This is a genomic window from Robertkochia solimangrovi (assembly GCF_007279655.1).
Classification (GTDB): Bacteria; Bacteroidota; Bacteroidia; order Flavobacteriales; family Flavobacteriaceae; genus Robertkochia; species Robertkochia solimangrovi.
On record NZ_QKWN01000001.1, the window covers coordinates 392,070 to 411,448 of the forward strand.

A 19,379-nucleotide genomic window follows, 5' to 3' on the forward strand; every position below is an offset into this window, starting at 1 on the left:
GCATAAATTAAGATTAATACCTTAGAATTATGACCTTAAAACCGATTCAAATTTTCTATTTTTACGAAAAATTTATTATGACCCATTTTCACCCTTTAAAGGTAAAGGAACTGAGGCGACTAACGCCGAATGCCGTAGCGCTGAACTTTGATCTGGATGCCGTATCAGGCAGTGATTTTTTATTTAAAGCAGGACAATATATTACTATAAAGAAAGAGTTCAACGGTAAAGAGATCCGCCGTTCTTATTCAATTTGCACGACTCCTTCTTCCGGTGAATTGGAAGTTGGAATCAAAAGAATGCCTGAAGGCACCTTTTCAGAATTTGCTAATAGCGAATTGAAGGAAGGAGATATTCTGGAAGTACACAGCCCGGAAGGTAAATTCACTTTTGAACCCGCTAAAGGTGACTCCTCTTATATTGCTGCTTTCGCGGCCGGAAGTGGTATCACACCGATCATGAGCATCATGAAGACCGTTTTGGAAGAAACCGATCATAATTTCCTACTGGTCTTCGGAAATAAATCGATCTCGGAAACCATGTTCCACAAGGAAATTCTTGAACTGATCAGCACCTATCCTGACAGGTTATATGTTCAGTTCATATACAGCCGCACTCAGGAGGAAGACAGTATCTTTGGCAGAATTGAAAGATCGACGGTCAACTTCATCATAAAGAATAAATTCAAAGAAGCAAACTTCAAATGTTTTTATCTCTGTGGTCCTGAAGCCATGGTTGAAACCATCTCAACAACCCTGCAGGAAAACGGAGTTTCAGAGGACACCATCAAAACTGAACTTTTTACCAGTGATGATGACGGAGCAGACATTTCTGACTCAATTGCAGCAGGCAAAACCCGGGTAAAAGTAATCGTGGATGATGAAGAATCAGAATTTGTGATGGATCGCAAACAACGGGTACTTGATGCTGTGCTCGCTGAAGATATCGATGCCCCATATTCCTGTCAGGGAGGTATCTGCAGCAGCTGTATCGCAAGACTTACAGAAGGTAAAGTTGAAATGGTTAAAAATCAGATACTGACCGACAGTGAACTGGATGAAGGACTTATTCTTACCTGTCAGTCACACCCACTTACCGAATCGATCTCCATAGATTACGACGATGTTTAAAAAGAAAATTTAAGAGGATGTGAAAGCATCCTCTTTTCATATCTTTCGATGCATTGAGTCTTCGAAATACCTAAACTTGCAAAACACCTGAGCCATCTATGCAAAGGAGATCAACATCGGTTAATTCCAAATTTTCATCGCATTTCCGAAGCAATATTATTTCCAATAATCCGCCACCCATTTCGCCGGACGAACATATCGATACCATTTACCTCTTCCGCCTTCAATAGCTTTATGAGGGTTGATCTCACCATGGAAAATGATTATTTTGGCGCCTTTTGTAATCTTTGGAGTTTTCCAGAAAGCGATCGGAAATCTGGAAACACAGTCATATTTGAAACTCGGACACCATTCTTTTGGCCAGTAGTTCAAATATCCCTTTTCATTTACCGCCCAGGTAAGATATTCCTGTTCATTGCGGTGTTGCTTTCTAATATTTTCGAAGTTTTCCACGAAGTAATCGAAAACATAACCGTGCTTTCCTATTTCGAATCGATATACCGATGAATTACCGGTGATTCTCCAGGATTTCCATGTATAATCCTTGATGATCCTGAACGGAGCATCATCTTCAAAAAAACAATCAATATTATCTACGATCACTATATCAAGATCAAGGAATAATGCGGTTCCTTCCAATCCATAAAGATCTTCCTTCAAGGTAGTCAACTTCTTCCACATACGCTCTGGAAGATTTCCGGGTATGTCAATCTCAGGAATCGGGAAACATTTGATCTGATCTTCTATACCTGTCTCATCATCCGTAAAACAAACCATGGTGAAGGGTAACGACAAATTGCGTTTAACCATGGAGTAAAGTCTGTTAACATAGGTTGCATCATACAGGGTCCCCCATTTCATGCAGAATATATGGATGTTCTTGTGTTTGGACATAAATCTTAATTATAGATTATAAATGGTGAATTATAATCATTGAAAAATAAACCTTTAGCTTTTCTTTTGGTATAAAACAGGATTCAGCTCCTCATCGTTATACATCTTCATTTGCTTGTATACTTTCATATACTTACTTCCTGATTCAATATCATTTAACAACTGATCGATGGCTGTAGAGAGGTCCACCCGTTGTTCCAGCAAAACATTTAGCTTTTCCTGGCATTTAGCGCGGTGTGCATCACTGGCATCTTTACGCGCTGCCTCCTCTTTCATATGATAGATCTTCAATGCAAGTATGGAAAGACGATCGATCGCCCAGGCCGGACTTTCTGTATTGATAGTAGCATTTGCTGATGGAACCACTGATTTATATTTATCCAGAAAATAGCTGTCGAGGTATTCCACCATATCGGTACGTTCCTGATTGGAAGCATCGATCTTTCTTTTCAATTCAAGTGCTGCAACCGGTTCAATTTTAGGATCTCTGATGATGTCTTCATAATGCCACTGCACTGTATCGATCCAGTTTTTATGATACAAAAGATGCGAAATATCCTTATCCGCGAAGGGATTGACCAACTCCTGATAGACATCGTCTTTTATATGGTAATTACTGATACTTTTTTCGAAGATTTCAAATGCAAAATCACTAAAACTCATTCCATTTTCTTTTAGAATTGCAAATATACAATTTTAGAGCCATTACCGGCTCAGTGATAGAAGCATCATCAGTGATATTAGGAACAATAGTGCTCTATGCAAGAAATTAAATACTAAAAACATTATTTTTAGCGAAAGTAAAATAAGATGAATAAGATTGAACATATCGGAATTGCCGTAAAGAATCTGGAAGAAAGCAATAAAGTATACAGCGCACTCTTAAACATAGCACCCTATAAAGAGGAGGAAGTTATTTCAGAAGGTGTAAAAACTTCCTTCTTTGAAATAGGTCAAAGTAAAATCGAATTACTGGAAGCCACTAATCCCGATAGCCCTATCGCTAAATTTATCGCCAGAAAAGGTGAAGGTATTCATCACATCGCCTATGAGGTAACGGATATAAGAAGTGAAGTTAAACGACTTCAAGAAGCGGGGTTTGAGATCATCAATGAAACACCAAAAGCAGGAGCCGACAATAAGTGGGTTGTTTTTCTTCATCCAAGATCGACCAACGGGGTTCTCATAGAACTTTGCCAGGAGAGACGGGGTGATAGTGACATTAGTGATACTGGTGACAATAGATAAAAAAATCAATTCTCAATTTTAAATGCTCAATTGATTTAGTTATAAGGTTACTTGTTACGTTGTGAAAGAGTAAACAGTAATGCAGTGAACTGTTTTCTGTTTAGTGACCTGTTGCGGAGTTACAAAGTTACAGGGTAATAGCGTTCATTGCTTACAACACATAGCTCATAATTTGACTTCGGTTACTTGTTACATGGTGAAGCTGTAAACTGTTTTCCGTTTCCTGTTTTCTAAGGATATGGTAAAATAAAAAGCCCCCGAAATACGGAGGCTTTTATGGTATAGTTAAAATATTTTCTTAAATATAGGAATGAGCAGAAACATCTTTTCTTTCTTCGTTGTTATCATTGAAACTTTTCAATTGCAACATCCAGTAAATAAAAGCGGCAAATCCGATTGCCATAAAGATCCAGCTAATGGTACTAGCAGCCCACCAACTATCCATAAAACGCAAGGCATTCATCGGTTGGAATAAATAATCTTCAAATAAGTGCTGGATACCGTAGAAAAAATCACTCATGAGTAAAAGATATATTAAATTTACCTGGCAAAAATACAAAAACCCAACATGATTACAAGCATTTTTGGACGTTCAAAACCAATAAATTTAATAATACTTGGGATAACCCTATTCATTTTTGTTTTGGCATACTACCTAAGTGATGAGCATATCGGCTTTAATGTCAGCAGATTGCCTTCATATTTAGGGATGGTAATTCTGACATATTTCACGATGTTGGTCGTAGGCTTCATCAATAAAAAAAATCAATTCACGGGTAATAACTCTTATTTAAGCCTGTTTTTCATATTATTCCTGTGTATGTTTCCGGGAGTATTCAATGATTCGAACATGTTATTTTCGAATCTTTTCATTTTGTTTGCTTTTCGAAGAATTGTCAATATGCGTTCAGGACATCAGGTCAAGCTAAAGATCTTAGATGCATCGATATGGGTTTGTATAGCTACTTTATTTTATCCATGGGCTGCCTTATTCTTTATATTAGTTTTTACAGGGATCTTTCTTTACGGTTCCAATGACCTGAAAAACATCCTGATCCCTTTTGTTGCAGTACTCTTTACGGGGCTATTGACAATTACTTATTTGATGTATTTTAAAGATCTAAGTGTTATACAAACCGCAATAGAATACAGGCCGGAATTACATATCAACAAATATCGCAACGCCAGATTTTTCATTCCGCTGTTGTTCATGCTTGGGTTCGGATTTATCTCCACAGTAATTTACGTAGCGAATATAAGTAGGGTAGCCTATAAATCGAGTGTGCCTGTTTTTCTGCTTCTTGTATATATGGGAATAGCGCTGACGGTCGGAATGCTTGATGAACGCAATGGCAGTACCGAACTCATATTTCTGGGTTTTCCTTTGACGCTACTTATGGTAAAATACCTCGAAACCGTAAAACGATACTGGCTTAAAGAACTTTATCTATGGCTCTATATCTCAATTCCGTTAACTGTTCTGATCTTGGGAATCCTAAGAGATTAGTAACTTTTAAAACATCACAAGTACGTAAAAATCATTGCATCACTTGATCTATACAAACAAAGGAGTCCGCCTGGCCGGCAGACTGGGTTATCGCATTCTAGTGGCCAGGCAGATTTTTATTTATAAATCGAATCCCAGATCCTTTCTGTAATACATCCCTTCAAAATCCATTTTAGATACGCTTTCATACGATTTCTGAAGTGCTTCTTTAAAATCCTCTCCATAAGAAGTCACAGCGATCACGCGTCCTCCTGAGGTAACCACCTGTCCGTCCTTAAAGGTAGTTCCAGCATGGAATACTATAGAATCCGCAATTGCATCGATACCACTTATCACCTTCCCTTTCTCATAGGCTTCGGGATACCCGCCAGATACGGTCATTACTGTTGTGGCAGTTCGATCATCGATTTCCAGCGATACTTTGTCAAGCGTACCTGTTGCCGTTGCTTTCAGAAGATCTACCATATCAGTTTTAATACGGGGGATCACAACTTCAGTTTCGGGGTCGCCCATTCGAACATTGTATTCGATCACATACGGCTCTTCTCCAACTTTTATAAGTCCGATAAAAACAAAGCCTTTGTAAGGGATACCATCTTTGCTAAAACCGTCGATGGTTGGTTTTATAATTCGCTCTTCAACTTTCTGCATGAATATTTCATCAGCAAAAGGCACCGGCGAAATTGCCCCCATACCTCCGGTATTTAATCCGGTATCTCCTTCCCCTATTCGCTTATAGTCTTTAGCGGTTGGCAGAGTGACATAGTTCTTACCGTCGGTAAGAACAAAAACACTGAGTTCAATACCACTTAGAAACTCTTCGATCACCACCTTGGTACTAGCGTTACCGAATTTAGCGTCAACAAGCATACTTTTAAGCTCATTTTTAGCTTCGTTCAGGTCTGAGAGTATCAGTACCCCTTTTCCAGCCGCAAGTCCATCTGCTTTGAGCACATAAGGTGGGCTTAATTTTTCAAGAAATGCATATCCGGCCTCCAGGCTTTTTTCGGTAAAACATTCATATGCCGCAGTAGGGATATTATGGCGTAGCATAAATTCCTTCGCGAATTGCTTGCTACCTTCAAGAATAGCCCCGGCTTTTTGCGGTCCGATTACAGGAATTGCCCGTAAGGCTTCATCCTGTAAAAAGAAATCATGAATACCTTTCACCAACGGATCCTCCGGACCAACAACCACGAGGTCTATCTCTTCATCAATAACCAGCTTTTTTACGGCTTCGAAATCATCAGCAGCGATCGGTACATTTACAGCGATCTCATGAGTTCCTGCATTTCCGGGAGCAACAAATAATTTCTCGGTTTGAGGGGATTGTGCAATCTTCCAGGTCAGGGTATGTTCACGGCCTCCGGAGCCGAGGATAAGGATGTTCATGATTGAAAAATTATAAGATTCTAATATTAAAATGCAAAGATATGGATTTATGCCTATTGGTCACCTTCCGACTATAACTTACGAACCGCTGTAATGAAGCAATAAGTGATTCAATCAGAAAGGCAAGTCTAAACCTCCTCCAAAAGAAAGCAATTTATTAAATACACTAAAAGCAGATATGTGTTTAGTATGCTTTATCTTCTCCTTTGAAGACATTGAGGATGGTCTGAATGATAATCTTAAAATCAAGAGCCATTGACCAGTTCTCGATATAAAAAATATCAAATTTAACACGATTGATTATATCCGTATCATTTTCAACTTCCCCTCTATAACCTCTCACCTGTGCTAACCCTGTTATTCCGGGTTTCACAAAATGCCGAACCATATATTTATCCACCATATGACTGTATTTATTGGTGTGTAAAACCATATGTGGCCTTGGACCCACCACCGACATCTGGCCAAATAGCACATTATAAAACTGTGGCAATTCATCGATACTGGTTTTACGGATAAACTTTCCGATACGGGTTACACGCATATCTCCTTTAGTAGCCTGTTTTTGATCTGAATCAGTATTAACCGCCATCGATCTGAATTTAAGACACGCAAACTCCTTAGAATTAATGCCGTTTCGATACTGTCTGAAAAATATAGGACCTTTTGACTCCAGTCTTATCAACAAAGCAACCAATGGAGTTAACCAGGAAAGTAAAAATACGACGACAGTCAGGGAAAAGAAAAAATCGAATGCCCTTTTCATTACATAATTAAAGGAATTCTCTAATGGAATATCTCTAAGGGAGAGTACCGGGAGATAATCATAATACTCGAACTTAAGTCGTTTGTTATAAATAAATTTATTATCAGGGATGAATTTAACCACTTTGAGATTATTGTCTGCGAAAGCAATAATCTCTTCTAATTGCCTATTCCTAAGTTCAGCAACTGAGCAATAGATCTCATCAATGTTATTTCCAATGATATATTCAAAGCACCTTTCCAATGAAAATCCCGGTTCATTAACGGAAAACCGTTTTTTAAATACATACCCAAATTCCAGACGTTCCTGAAAGATCTGGATTAACTGGTCTGTTTTCTTATTCTCTCCGATCACTACAGTTGTCCTGCGATTTCCCCCAATCACTTCACGATACCGCTGAAGAAGAACATAAACTAGAAGCTTAAAAAAAGATACTAGAAGAAAACACAGAATGAAGTATTGACCTAGTAGAATTCGGCTTATCATATTCTCCTTAAAGAACCCTATAAACGCGTAAAGTATGAGGAAAAAGAAAACAAACTGACGAAATATAAGTGACAACACCGATGGAATCTTCGTGTAGCGCTCTACGTCATAAAAGCTATTACGAACAGAGATTATGATCCACCCTATAAACAAATAGGAAAAGAACAAGATCGGATTATACAATCGAATTGGCAATATATATGCCAACAATAAGATCACAGTAAGATCTATGAAATACGAAAGTGGTTTTAAAAATCCGGAATATCGGCCTTGTTTGCTAAACATAATCAAATTTACATCTAATAATCCGCATTAAATTCCCTAGAAATAAATGCATTAATTTCATTTCTCATTTTCCTATCAAAAACATCTTCACCGAATTTTCTTGAATGCCTCCTTATCCAATCAGGATCAATTTGGTCACTAATCTTTTCAAAAAGATCTATAGTGGAATTAATTGAATTGACCGTTTGCTCATAAAAAAATAATCCTGAAGACTCTCCTACATTTTGAAGATTCTCAATTACCGTCTCCAATGCTCCCCCTTGACCAAATGCCAAAACAGGTAATCCATAAGCCATGACTTCTAGAGGAATCATTCCAAAATCCTCTTCTCCCGGAAATATCAGTGCTTTAGCTCTATAGATATGTTTTTCAATATCAGACCAATCTAAAGTTCCGGTAAATTCTATATTCGATTTCGATTTATATTCTAATTTCTGTTTTTCTGAGCCATCTCCTATAATAACCAATTTTTTTCCGTTTTCATTGAATGCATCTACTAAAAGATCTATTCTTTTATAGGGAGTTATAGCACCGAAACTAAGAAAATACTCTCCAAAATTAGATTTGACTTCATTTTCAAATAATTTAAGATGTATAGGAGGGTGAATAACGCATGCTTCCTTTTTATAAAATCTTTTGACACGATCTTGAACATTCTCTGAATTTGCAATATATAAATCAACATTATCAATTGTACTTTCATCCCAAATTCGTAGTCTTTCAAAAAAGAACTTTGCCAATAGTCTTAAAATAGCTGGTAGACTTTTTACATATTCGCTCGTATATCCCCAACAATATCTCATAGGACTATGGATATAACAAATATGTGGTGTTCCTTCTGGTTTACTTATACCCTTAGCTGGTCCAGATTCAGAAGAGATTATTAAATCATAATTATCTTTTAATTTAAGTGATTTTATCCCTAAAGGATAAAGGGGAAATATCTTTTGATAGTGTTTTCGAAAGAATCCAATTTTTCCAAGATTTGAAACATAAACTTTATTGTCATCCAAAAAGTCTCCATAGGTTTTTCTATCATAAAATAAGGTATAGATATCAGCATCTGGAAAGATTTCCAAGATTTTTTCTACTACCTTTTCTCCCCCACGTCTGGTTACAAACCAATAATGTATGATCGCTACTTTCATCAATTCAATTAAAGTCTTCAGGACAAACCTTTTTCCAATGCCTCAAAGCTGCTCTAAATTCAAACTTAAATTCAAAACCATTATCTATGAGGAACTGGGGTTTTATATTGGTAGGAAATCCAGCCTTTCTTACACGAACCGGATGTAAATCTGTCTTCTTACCTACTATCTTATATCCATTACTAATAAAGCCTGCTAAAATACTTAAAAACCATACGGGTAGTTTTAGAGTAGGCTTTTTTATACTTAACTCATCTTTTACAATCTCCACCATTTCTTTAAGTGAAACAAGTGGATTTTCTGCATAATTATAAACTATTAATGGATCTTTCCGGTTCATAGTAAAAATTATGCTGTCTATTAAGCCAAAGATATATCCGTAACCTTTAATAATATTACCCCCATTTGGCAATATAAATGACCCTTTACGCAATGATTTAATCATTCTGAATACATTCCCTGGGTCCTTAGGGCCAAAAATAACGCTTGGACGAACAATAATCAAACGTCGAGAACTATCTTCGTGTAACCATTCTCTATGAATACGTTCAGCCAAGGCTTTGGAAACCCCATAGGCTGTCTCAGGATATAAGTAGGACTTTTCAGAGCTTTGCTTAAGTGATTTACCATAGGGAGCAATACTGCTTGTAAAAAATAGGTTTTTAATTTCCGATCTTCTCAGATATTCATTAACATTTTCGGCCCCTGATATATTAGTATCGAAGTACTCATTATATTCATGGCCGGGTTCACGATGTATGGCTGCCAAATTAAAGACCCAACTATTTTCAATATCCGGATTTTCTATTTCCAAATTAATTGAATTTCTTACGTCAACCTTTTTATCACTTACTAAAGGATTATCATTGAATTCATTACCAAATATTAAATATGAATCCCTTATATCACATATAATTATTTTATCGAAGTATTTTTCTTCGATGAGTCTATTTTTTAAGAATGTACCAATGTATCCCGATCCGCCAAATATGATGCCGTATTTTATCATCTAATTAATAAATTTAAAAGCTTTATTCTTCTTATTATCAATCCCACATATTAAGTACATACTCATAAAGATTGCATAAAACATCTGCCCATATCTTCTATCCATGTAGTTCTCAGTCATTCCTATTATGAGGATTGATAAACATACCACAAATAATAAAATGTTTTTTTGTTGTATAGCTCGATTAAAAATCAGCATAAACCCTAGAAATATCATGATGGTTTGTAAGTATCCATATCTAAATAAATAGGATAAATATTGATTATGCGTATGCAAATTTAGCCAATCCTTTCGATTACTATTTTTAGAGACACAATCATCTAACATGGCTTGTGTATTACCTGCGCCAACTCCAGTTAACAGTTCTGAATTATTACGAATTAAGTCCAAACTGCATTTCCATATTAGACTTCTAGGATTATTTTTATCATCCAGAATCCGTTTGAATCTATAAATCGTAGATTCAGAATTCAATAACAAAATGCCAGCTATTAGAAAAACTAAAAATGTCCCTAACAAGGTTTTAAACTGAAAACCATTTTTTATTATTCTATTTGCTACAAGTAATGAGATAAGAATAAACGCCAGAATAATATTTGTTCTGGATGAAATGAAAATAATAAATGGAATGACTATAATGCAGCCAATAAAAACAAAAGATTTCTGGTAAAAATTATAATTCCACAAATTTTTGATAAGAAGCACACACGCCATTATACCATACAAGCCTAAATAATTATGTTGTATCAAAGTGATGCTTTCCAAATCACCAAAATATAGGAACCTGCCTGATTGCAAATACAAAGTAATTCCTTTGATCCATGAAACTATATAACTGATTAAAACGATTATAGTGAAAAGAATTTCTAATTGTTTTCTTCCTTTTTTATCCAAGGGTTCTACAAAAAAAATTGTGGTGGAAAAAAGAACAACATTAACTTCTTTTGAAAGAACCTTAAAAGTACTATAAAAATCATCCGTATATATCAGACTTAATAAACATGCAATAAAGGGAAGTTGTAGGAAAATAAAATACTTAAATCTATCCTTAGAAAATGTCAATCCATATTTAATTCCATAAAAAACAAATAGTATCAACAAGAATATTTCTAATATACTTGATATAGCAAATGAAAAAAGAACAGAAGATATACTTAATATACTTAACAGATATATAACTCCAATTAATTTTTGTTTTGAAAAGATGTCATTTCTCATTTACAATCAATGCTTTATGAAGTTCAAAAGAAGTTTTCCACGAAAAAAGTTTCATTCGTTCAACCCCAAGATTCACTAGTTTATACTGTAGTTTGTTATTAGAAACCAACTTTAATAATTGTCCCGCTAAATTTTCGGGTGAATCTGATTTAAAGTAAAGTACTGCATTCCCCCCAACCTCGGGAAGTGATGCAGCATTGGAGGAAATTACAGGTATTTGATATGAAAAAGCTTCAAGTATAGGTATACCGAAACCTTCATACTTTGACGGTAATATAAAAATGGTAGCACCTTTATAAAGTTGGACTAGCCTCTCATTAGAAACATAGCCAATCATTTCAATATCATTATTTGAGCTAATAGACTTCTTTATATATTGTGAATATTCATCATTATCATCCCTTCCGATTATTTTCAAGGATAGGTCTTCATATTTTCCGAAATTCTCTTTAAATAATTTAAATCCTTCTATCAGAACTTCTAAATTTTTATGCGGCTTAATATTTCCAACATAGAGTAAATACTTTTCTAAATACACTTTATCTTCTATAATTTCGCCACTTTCTAAAGTTTCAAATCCATTATGAATTACATTGATGTCTTTATCATGAATTATTAAAGAATTTATTTCTGATTTGGAAAATTCTGAAACCGTAATTATAGTATCACTTAACCTTATGGCTAAATTGTAAAATAACTTAGCATACCATTTTTTAATCCAACTCAATTCATCTGCAAATCTTAAATGGTATACATCATGAATGGTAACAATTCTTCTTTTTGCACTAATCGGTAAAATAGGAATATTGAAATGTGGAGTCCAAAAAACATCACATTTTGGTATTTTTAAAGGTAATTCAGCTATTTCACCAATGGAATATATCTTAGATTTAATCGGAATATAATGAAACATATCACCTAAGCAACCTACGTCATTATTATAAACTAATAAATGAATTACCAACTTGTCACTTTTGGAAAATCTTCTTACTAAACTTCTGATATAGACTCCTATTCCGGAATTATTTATCATTCGTGCATCGATAACTATTTTTTCCATATTGGTAATGATCTTAATAAAATAGTTAAAATAATTGTGAGTAAAACAGCTATTATAAGTGTGAAAACTATACCATTTCCAAACCAGAATAATCGCCAAAATTCTGCAAAGCCATAAAGTAGAACCGTATATAAAAGAAATAGATAATTAGATTCATTTTTAGAAAAGACTCCCGCTAAAAATGAAAGTATCAATAACGAAATTGCCATATATAAAAAACAATACCAGTCGTAAAGTATAAATAGTTCTAAAAATGAAGAATTGGTAGTCAATGACTCCTCAATATGTGCATATAACATTCTATTAGCTGGCTGCTTCCTAATAAGATCGGTATTATTACCTACAGCTACAGCTCCTTGGAAAGGAGCTCCTAAATAGGTGATAATTTCTGAAATGCCGGCTCCATAAAAGCCAAGCCCCATATCTTTATAAAAATTACTATTTCTGGTATAGTTAAGTAGTGCAAGTAAATGAAATCCAAGAATTGCGATTAAAATACCTCGCTTAAATCCAATTTTAAATCCATTATAGTTAACGTAAATAACAGCAAAACTTATAAAAGTAATTATAATAGAAAGCCTGCTTGAAATTATTGCTATTACTAACAATGAAAGGAAATTAAAAAAATCCAATCTGGACTTTTTCTTAAGAATAATTCTTCTAACTAATGCTACAGTGCAGCTGAGTATCGCTACATATCTTAAACTTAAAATTCCTGGTTTGTAGTTCTCATATAATGCATACTTTAATTGATTTGCATATCCGGTAATAATTAAAGTAAAAATGTTTACTAGATCACGACCTAGTGATTCATAAATCTTTAAACAAGTGAAAATCAAACCAAAAAACGTTAACAAAGTAATGATGTGATAAGGTGTCTTATTTTCAAAATTTACGAATCTATCTATAGCTTTATTTTTAATCTTTATTTGAATTCCTAAGGTAAACCCAATTAATGCAAACAGCAAGGCAGACATATACCATAAAACCGCTATAAAAAATCCTTTAGAAAATATAGAAAAACCTTCACTAAAGCCCTTTCTGAATATCCCAAAATCCGGAAATAACCAGAACCCAAAACTCAATAGAGTCGTAAAGTATATAATATTATGGGGCCTGAAAAGTGATTTAGTATTAGAGTTCATACTATTATATATTTAATCTACATCCAACATTTGCGACAGTTCCATCCATGAGTAAATGGCGGGTTCATATATCTTAAATACATTCAAATTACTTGATAATGCAGCATTCAAAGCTGATTCAATATTTTTATAAGAAGAATAAATAAATAATTTCTTATTTGTATTTTTTAAAAATGCCGGTGCAATAATTGGAAGTTGGCAATAACTATATTGTATAGATTTTAAACTGCTTTCACTTAATGACTCTGCCCCTGGATAATATACAATCGTATGTAAAGCTATATCTGCAAATTTTATAAAGGGTATTGTATCTTTAAAAGGCATTTCGCCATAATATATAATATTATCCGATGTGATTTTCTTTTCTAATGGACCAATAATATGAAACTTAATGTCTTTCCTGATCTCAGAAGCTATTTTTAAAAACTCATAATCCAAATTTGCCACTCCAATAAAAAGTGCATTCATTTCACTTCCAGTGTAGGGATTATGAAATTCCTGGTCAAAGAGTGATTTGTCTAACCCATGATAATGCAATTTAATATTAGCATCAACTGTTTTCGATCGTAACTTATTCAAGACATAAGTGCTCGCGGTTGAAACCAGATCAAATCTATTTAATATCGTACGCTCATATATTAACAGTGAAGGGTGCGCCTGTACTAATTCCAGATCATCTGAAACACGATAAACATACCTGGCATTGGGATTAAGTTTTTTGACCTGATCAAAGAGAAATAACCCAGGAGTTGATTCAAATATTATTTGATCTGCATTGCGGATAAAATCCTTAGCTCCTTTAAGTGAAAAAATCTGATATACTTTATATAAGTATTTCGTTAATTTGTTGAGACATTTATTCTTTAGACTAAAAATATGAAAGGGTGTAGCATGAACGTAAATTTTTAAACGTTCATTTATCTTAGTAATATGATTTGTTTCAATGTCCATGTCATTGAAATGATGTTTTTTAAGACTGAATAACCAGCTATATGGAGCCGTTAGGAATAAAACTTCAAAGCCTCGTTCCTGATAAGCTTTAGCTAGCATATGAAACCCTGCTTTTCTTTTTGATAAATAATAATGTCCGGATATTAAAACGATTTTTTGAGTGCTCAAGATTGCTTACTATTTATTATTTCTTCCAATTTATCACATATCTCCACATGGGAATGTTTTTTAGAAACATAAATATTCATTGCTTCTCCCCATTCCTCAAAGATCCTGTTATGTGATCTTTTTAAATTAGTAGCAGCTAGAATTGTCTCTTTTAAATTCCCTAAATGCTCTGATCTATTAGTATAGGTATATGTCAAAAACGAAGTTTCTTCTAAATCATTAATTGTACCGATATTCGGACAAATTACAGATATTGCATAAGAAAATGCTAATATAACCGTGCCAGAATTCAAACTACTTTCTAAATTATATGGTAAAACTACAAGATCATATTGAGAAAGAGTTTCACCAATTCTCTTGTCTTCTATAAATTCGAAAATGAAATTAATTTTATCATTTTTAATATAGTTCTTCAATTTATTTTTGTAATCATTACTTTCGGGTTTACCCATAATAGTTAATTCTATATCAGAATTTTCCAGTTCATTGACAACATCTATTAGTAACTCTATATTCTTATAAGGTTTAAGCTGTCCAAAAAATAACAATCTTAATTTATCATCATTAAATTTTGGTTTTGGTATAATAGAGCCGTATATACCACAATAATTGGGGTGTGGTATGTATTTGATTTTTGATCGCTTCTTAATAGGTATCTCTTCTTCTGAAATTTTACTATGAACGATTATAACATCAGAAAAATGAATTGTAACTTTTTGCAACAATGCTGAAAAAAAATTGAACCCTGGCTTATGTGTCCTTTTATTATGTAATACGTAGATTATTCTCTTGCCGAAAATTTTCATGATAGGCAAGACGATCAGTCTTACTATAGCCATGAACTCATTAGTCACGCTTTCATACCAATTCAGCCAAATAAATTGACTCCGCCATACCGAAGATTTTAAAAGTAAAACACTTTTAATTGAAAATGGCACCACTTCAACTCCTTCAATTTCTTGAAGTAAATTACGTATAATATGAATATACTGATTCTCAGTATTAATATATGGGGTAAAGGCTATTTTCATTCTAAACAAGAAGCGATTGTACTTATAAAATATTTAAGTGCTTTACGAATTTAGATTTTTAATTAAAAAATCCATTGAAGAAGCTCTGAATCGATCTAATTTCTCATTAATATGATTCCAGTCTATATTTTTATTTAGAATAGAATTCATTTGACCAGTATTAAATTGGGACATCAAATGGTCTTCAAGATTCAAAATTCCTAGCATACTTGTAATACGCTCGTTCATTCCTTGGGCATGCCCTGTATTAGGAAGAATTACAAAATTTGTATTATTTAAAATACAGAAAAGCATACCGTGAAATGATGTTGTAATCACAAGAGCGGAAGTACTTATGTAATATACCCATTGCTCAATAGTCGGGTAAGATGATCCAGATAAATCGTCATTCGCAGCTGCATGTATCAGAGAAAACCCTTTGAGATTTTTTGCATAATGCACAAATTTATTTCTATCAACTATTTTGCTATTTCCAAGTGTATATAGAAAAATTTGATTCTTTTTATCTAATGGATTTTCTCCTATAGTATTTAATTTCAGAAGATCAACCCATTCCAATCTATTAAATAACATTGTAGGATCGATAACCCAATCAGAATTCAGTCCGATATTACCAACTATATCAGTACCGCTCTTTTCTCTAACACTTATAGCATTAAATTTACTCAGATGAATCTTAAACAGTTCCTGAGTAACTGAATCCTGTTCATTTATTCCAAAACTTGCCGCATATGAAATACGTTTAATTTTGTCAGAGCCAAATCCCAATAAAAATGCATTAACAGGTGAAGAAAAAGTGTGATTCCAAACTTGATCACTTCCTACGATATAACCATCTGCTTGTGGTGGATTTTGTTTTAATTCCTCCACATGGAAATATTCTGATTTACCAAAAATTAAATTTTCGTTTTTGAAATCAAAAAATGACCTCCTTTCATCCAATAATGCTGCCTTATTCCTGTCATTACCTGCGAATCGATATTTAATAGAATCTAGGATATTAACATTCCTAAGTCGATCCATAAGCGTTCTATTTTCTGCCACTGGAACCCTGTGATATTTAATTACAAAGGGATCATGACCTAATCTTTGTAAAATACACTGTAAGGCATATAATTGTAAAATTTGACCATAATTATTCTTGGACTCCCAAAATGTTAAAATACCGATCTTCATAGTTAATAAACTTTGACAATTTCATTTAAAAGTTTTCTATTTGAAATTGCGACCTTAAAATCCTGTTTTAGATTTCCTACCGCTATATACATAATTGGAACTGTATCTTTATCAAAATTCATTATTTCATCAAATTTTCTATTCATCTCAGCTGTATAACTAAGATTTAAACAGCATGTGCCAAACCCCTTACTATGCAACGCTAATACAATTGACATTGCAAACATTCCCCCATCAATAAAAACTTGATTTCGTTCATAGGCAAAGAAATGTGAAAGTTTACCCGTTACAACAATCAATGAACTGATTGAGTCGCCGAAACCCTTATTACCATTCTGAACAGAAAGAAGTTTACTCTTTAATTCTGTATTTTCAGGTCTTATTACATAGGCTTTCCAAGGTTGACGGTTACAGACTGAAGGGACATATTTTGCAGTATCTATTGCCTCCAAAAGAACATCAACATTAACAGGTTCATCACTAAAATCCCTCACACTATATCTTGTCTTAAAAAATGTGTCGAAATCTATATTCGAAATTGAATTGAAAACATCACTTTTTTTGATTTTCTTAGTACCTCCTCCTATTCGAATATCCTTTAAATTATGATCTGTAATCTTCTTAAGAATGTCATCAATTAAAGGAATCAATTCATTTTTATCTTTATTATATGCTTCATCAAAACTCTTATATTCCAATAGAACATTCTTAGTCACTACAATGACATCATCTACCCCGTATTCGTCTATATAATATGATAGATATTCAATAAGATTTTTAATTCTTTCCTGACCAAAACCAACTTTAGGTCTCTGTAATGCCAATCCTTTCTCAATCGCATGATATTCTTTTATTAAAAACGATTTAAGTTTTTCATTTGTATTCAAATTGAAACTGGCTGAATTTTTTTCAAACTTTTTCTTGTCATAGGCAAAACCTTCATTAACTATTCTTTTATGCAGACTATAGTCTTTCATTTGCTTCAATCTCACCACCCAGGAAGTTGGAAGAATGTTCTTTATAGACTCTTTAATTTTCATAATATTTTATTCTTCAACTTATTAAATCCATTTAAAATCAAATCCTTTTCGAATTTTTCTAAACCAAATACCCAAATTAAAAACACATAAAAAACAAAAGATATTCCACATGAAAGTAAAAACGCATAGGAGAAATTAAAGTTAATAAGCATTAAGTAATTAAGTGCTAATGATAAAAAAACTGGTTTAGATTCTTTTAAAAATACTTTACTGCAATATTCTATAATAGATAATCCCATTTTTTTATTCAAAATTATCAATCTAAAAGTACAAGCAACTAATTCAATACTAATGTAGACCGCTAATATTATATAAGCGTCCTGTTTAAGATATCTAAGTAAAATATAAGATAAAGGTAAATTCAACAAAATAGTACCCCCAACAATTAATTGATAAAACTTTATATCACCACTTGCCTGTATTGCAGATTGTAAGCCAATTGTAAGTTGATTTGTCATTGCTCCTATTAGAACCAATTGACAAAAAATTACAGTATATGGAGGAACCTCCTTCAACCAAAAATGTAGAATTGATGTCATCTGAAATATCACAGGAATCGCAAAAATAGATATCAAAAAAAATCCAAACTTACTTGCCATCATAGACAGGCGTAACGTCCTTTCTCTATCACCAATACCTTCGCTTTTCATTATCTGTGGGTTTAAAGCTCTTAGCATTGTTTGAGAAAAAAATAATAATTGGGTGCCCACTTGATTTGCTATTGCATATGCGGCATTGATGACAGCTCCAAAAAATAAATTTAATAAAATAGTGGTTCCTTCTACTCTACTTAAACCACAAAGAGCACCAAACATATTCCAACCTGCAAACTTACCAAGTTCCTTAATCATCATTTTTTGAGGCTTAAAGACTCCCGAAAATGTACATTCAGGATACTTCCGAAGACAATAGATCATATTCAAGAGCAAGCTTATGATTATTACACTTGCGGTAAGTATTCCAAAAACAACTAATTTATCTGCTACAACCCAAAATAATGAAAGGGCAATAATCAATTTTAATATTGATTCTGTAATATTTATAATAGCAACCCAGAACATGTTTTCATGAGCGATTAACAATCCCTGAAAAGGTACTGAAATCACAGTAAAGAAAACCGTAACAGCCATATAATGATATATTATCCGGGCACTGGATATTCGATTTTCGGGTATATTTAAAAAACCGTTAAAAAGAAAAAGCCCCCCCAGTTCGAGAAAGAGCACAAGAATAACTCCAATCAGAATATGTAAAAAAAAACTATTTGTAAATACCTGACGAAGCTTTCCAATTTCACTATGCGTTTGATGAAAAGATAAATAACGCTGAGTACTGGTGGCCATAGCGGAATTTAAAAATGTCAGCATAACAATTACTCCCGCAACCAAATTATATATACCGTAATCTGTACTCCCCAATGCATTCAACACTAAACGCGTTGAATATAAAGATATTCCCATTGTGAGTAACATCCTACCGTATAGAATAAAAGTATTTAATGCTACCCTATTTGCGGCATCCATGAACTTTCAGAATAGAAATTATAATTAATCAATTTAATGCACAATTAACCTAATAAAGAATTTCTTTTGAATTCAAATTGTATGAGGGAGAAAGTTGACTTTATTATGGTAAGCGGACAAATTTAAAAATTTAAAATTTAAATAAATCACATTACTGTAATGTCTTCCTTTTATTCCATAAAAAAATCCAACCCTATTATGA

General features: G+C 33.5%; 18 protein-coding genes. 3 read left to right on the plus strand and 15 right to left on the minus strand.

The genetic code is table 11. From position 1 onward, the window contains the following. Positions 1–77 precede the first annotated feature (77 nt). Positions 78–1,130: a ferredoxin--NADP reductase gene (locus DMZ48_RS01710; RefSeq protein WP_143953369.1), complete on the plus strand. Its 1,053-nt coding sequence runs from the start codon at positions 78–80 to the stop codon at positions 1,128–1,130. Positions 1,131–1,286: 156 nt separating this feature from the next. Here the strand turns inward: DMZ48_RS01710 and DMZ48_RS01715 are convergent, their stop codons facing one another. After that, positions 1,287–2,024, minus strand: coding sequence for a glycosyltransferase (locus DMZ48_RS01715; protein WP_143953370.1), 738 nt, complete (start codon positions 2,022–2,024; stop codon positions 1,287–1,289). A gap of 54 nt (positions 2,025–2,078) precedes the next feature. Further along, a complete protein-coding gene (locus tag DMZ48_RS01720; protein WP_143953371.1) occupies positions 2,079–2,687 on the minus strand; it encodes a DUF4254 domain-containing protein in 609 nt (202 codons plus the stop codon). A gap of 147 nt (positions 2,688–2,834) precedes the next feature. On the opposite strand from DMZ48_RS01720, the gene mce reads away from it, so the two are divergent. Beyond that, positions 2,835–3,272, plus strand: coding sequence for a methylmalonyl-CoA epimerase (mce, locus tag DMZ48_RS01725; RefSeq protein WP_143953372.1), 438 nt, complete (start codon positions 2,835–2,837; stop codon positions 3,270–3,272). A 298-nt stretch (positions 3,273–3,570) separates the two neighbouring features. Here mce and DMZ48_RS01730 read toward each other — a convergent pair whose 3' ends face one another. Continuing rightward, the gene (locus tag DMZ48_RS01730) at positions 3,571–3,792 is read right to left on the minus strand and encodes a DUF6341 family protein (RefSeq protein WP_143953373.1); all 222 of its coding nucleotides are present in this window, start codon (positions 3,790–3,792) and stop codon (positions 3,571–3,573) included. A gap of 48 nt (positions 3,793–3,840) precedes the next feature. Here DMZ48_RS01730 and DMZ48_RS01735 point away from each other — a divergent pair, with 48 nt between their 5' ends. Further along, complete coding sequence (locus DMZ48_RS01735; protein ID WP_277872827.1) at positions 3,841–4,779, plus strand: DUF6427 family protein; 939 nt, start codon at positions 3,841–3,843, stop codon at positions 4,777–4,779. Positions 4,780–4,899: 120 nt separating this feature from the next. Here the strand turns inward: DMZ48_RS01735 and purD are convergent, their stop codons facing one another. The 12 genes from purD to DMZ48_RS01795 all read right to left on the minus strand — a co-directional run bounded on the left by purD (position 4,900) and on the right by DMZ48_RS01795 (position 19,177). Further along, positions 4,900–6,171 (minus strand): phosphoribosylamine--glycine ligase, encoded by a 1,272-nt coding sequence (gene purD / locus DMZ48_RS01740; RefSeq protein WP_143953375.1) that lies wholly within the window; start codon positions 6,169–6,171, stop codon positions 4,900–4,902. A gap of 184 nt (positions 6,172–6,355) precedes the next feature. Beyond that, positions 6,356–7,708 carry an exopolysaccharide biosynthesis polyprenyl glycosylphosphotransferase gene (locus tag DMZ48_RS01745; protein ID WP_143953376.1) on the minus strand — a complete coding sequence of 451 codons (1,353 nt, stop codon included), beginning with the start codon at positions 7,706–7,708 and terminating at the stop codon, positions 6,356–6,358. A 14-nt stretch (positions 7,709–7,722) separates the two neighbouring features. Beyond that, on the minus strand, positions 7,723–8,856 hold the full coding sequence (locus DMZ48_RS01750; RefSeq protein WP_143953377.1) for a glycosyltransferase: 1,134 nt from the start codon (positions 8,854–8,856) through the stop codon (positions 7,723–7,725). Positions 8,857–8,860: 4 nt separating this feature from the next. Then, positions 8,861–9,865 carry an NAD-dependent epimerase/dehydratase family protein gene (locus tag DMZ48_RS01755; RefSeq protein WP_143953378.1) on the minus strand — a complete coding sequence of 335 codons (1,005 nt, stop codon included), beginning with the start codon at positions 9,863–9,865 and terminating at the stop codon, positions 8,861–8,863. Continuing rightward, a complete protein-coding gene (locus DMZ48_RS01760) occupies positions 9,866–11,083 on the minus strand; it encodes an O-antigen ligase family protein (RefSeq protein WP_143953379.1) in 1,218 nt (405 codons plus the stop codon). It abuts the gene before it with no gap. After that, the gene (locus tag DMZ48_RS01765; protein ID WP_143953380.1) at positions 11,073–12,143 is read right to left on the minus strand and encodes a glycosyltransferase family 4 protein; all 1,071 of its coding nucleotides are present in this window, start codon (positions 12,141–12,143) and stop codon (positions 11,073–11,075) included. The genes DMZ48_RS01760 and DMZ48_RS01765 overlap by 11 nt, the downstream gene beginning before the upstream one ends. Beyond that, positions 12,131–13,288 (minus strand): hypothetical protein, encoded by a 1,158-nt coding sequence (locus DMZ48_RS01770; RefSeq protein WP_143953381.1) that lies wholly within the window; start codon positions 13,286–13,288, stop codon positions 12,131–12,133. The genes DMZ48_RS01765 and DMZ48_RS01770 overlap by 13 nt, the downstream gene beginning before the upstream one ends. Positions 13,289–13,300: 12 nt before the next feature. Further along, a complete protein-coding gene (locus DMZ48_RS01775; RefSeq protein WP_143953382.1) occupies positions 13,301–14,407 on the minus strand; it encodes a GumK N-terminal domain-containing glycosyltransferase in 1,107 nt (368 codons plus the stop codon). Next, a complete protein-coding gene (locus DMZ48_RS01780) occupies positions 14,404–15,438 on the minus strand; it encodes a glycosyltransferase (protein ID WP_143953383.1) in 1,035 nt (344 codons plus the stop codon). The genes DMZ48_RS01775 and DMZ48_RS01780 overlap by 4 nt, the downstream gene beginning before the upstream one ends. A gap of 42 nt (positions 15,439–15,480) precedes the next feature. After that, positions 15,481–16,614 carry a polysaccharide pyruvyl transferase family protein gene (locus tag DMZ48_RS01785; RefSeq protein ID WP_143953384.1) on the minus strand — a complete coding sequence of 378 codons (1,134 nt, stop codon included), beginning with the start codon at positions 16,612–16,614 and terminating at the stop codon, positions 15,481–15,483. A gap of 2 nt (positions 16,615–16,616) precedes the next feature. Next, positions 16,617–17,654: a nitroreductase family protein gene (locus DMZ48_RS01790; protein ID WP_143953385.1), complete on the minus strand. Its 1,038-nt coding sequence runs from the start codon at positions 17,652–17,654 to the stop codon at positions 16,617–16,619. Continuing rightward, entirely contained in the window at positions 17,651–19,177 is a 1,527-nt protein-coding gene (locus DMZ48_RS01795; RefSeq protein WP_143953386.1) for an oligosaccharide flippase family protein, read from the minus strand. The genes DMZ48_RS01790 and DMZ48_RS01795 overlap by 4 nt, the downstream gene beginning before the upstream one ends. Positions 19,178–19,379: the final 202 nt, after the last annotated feature.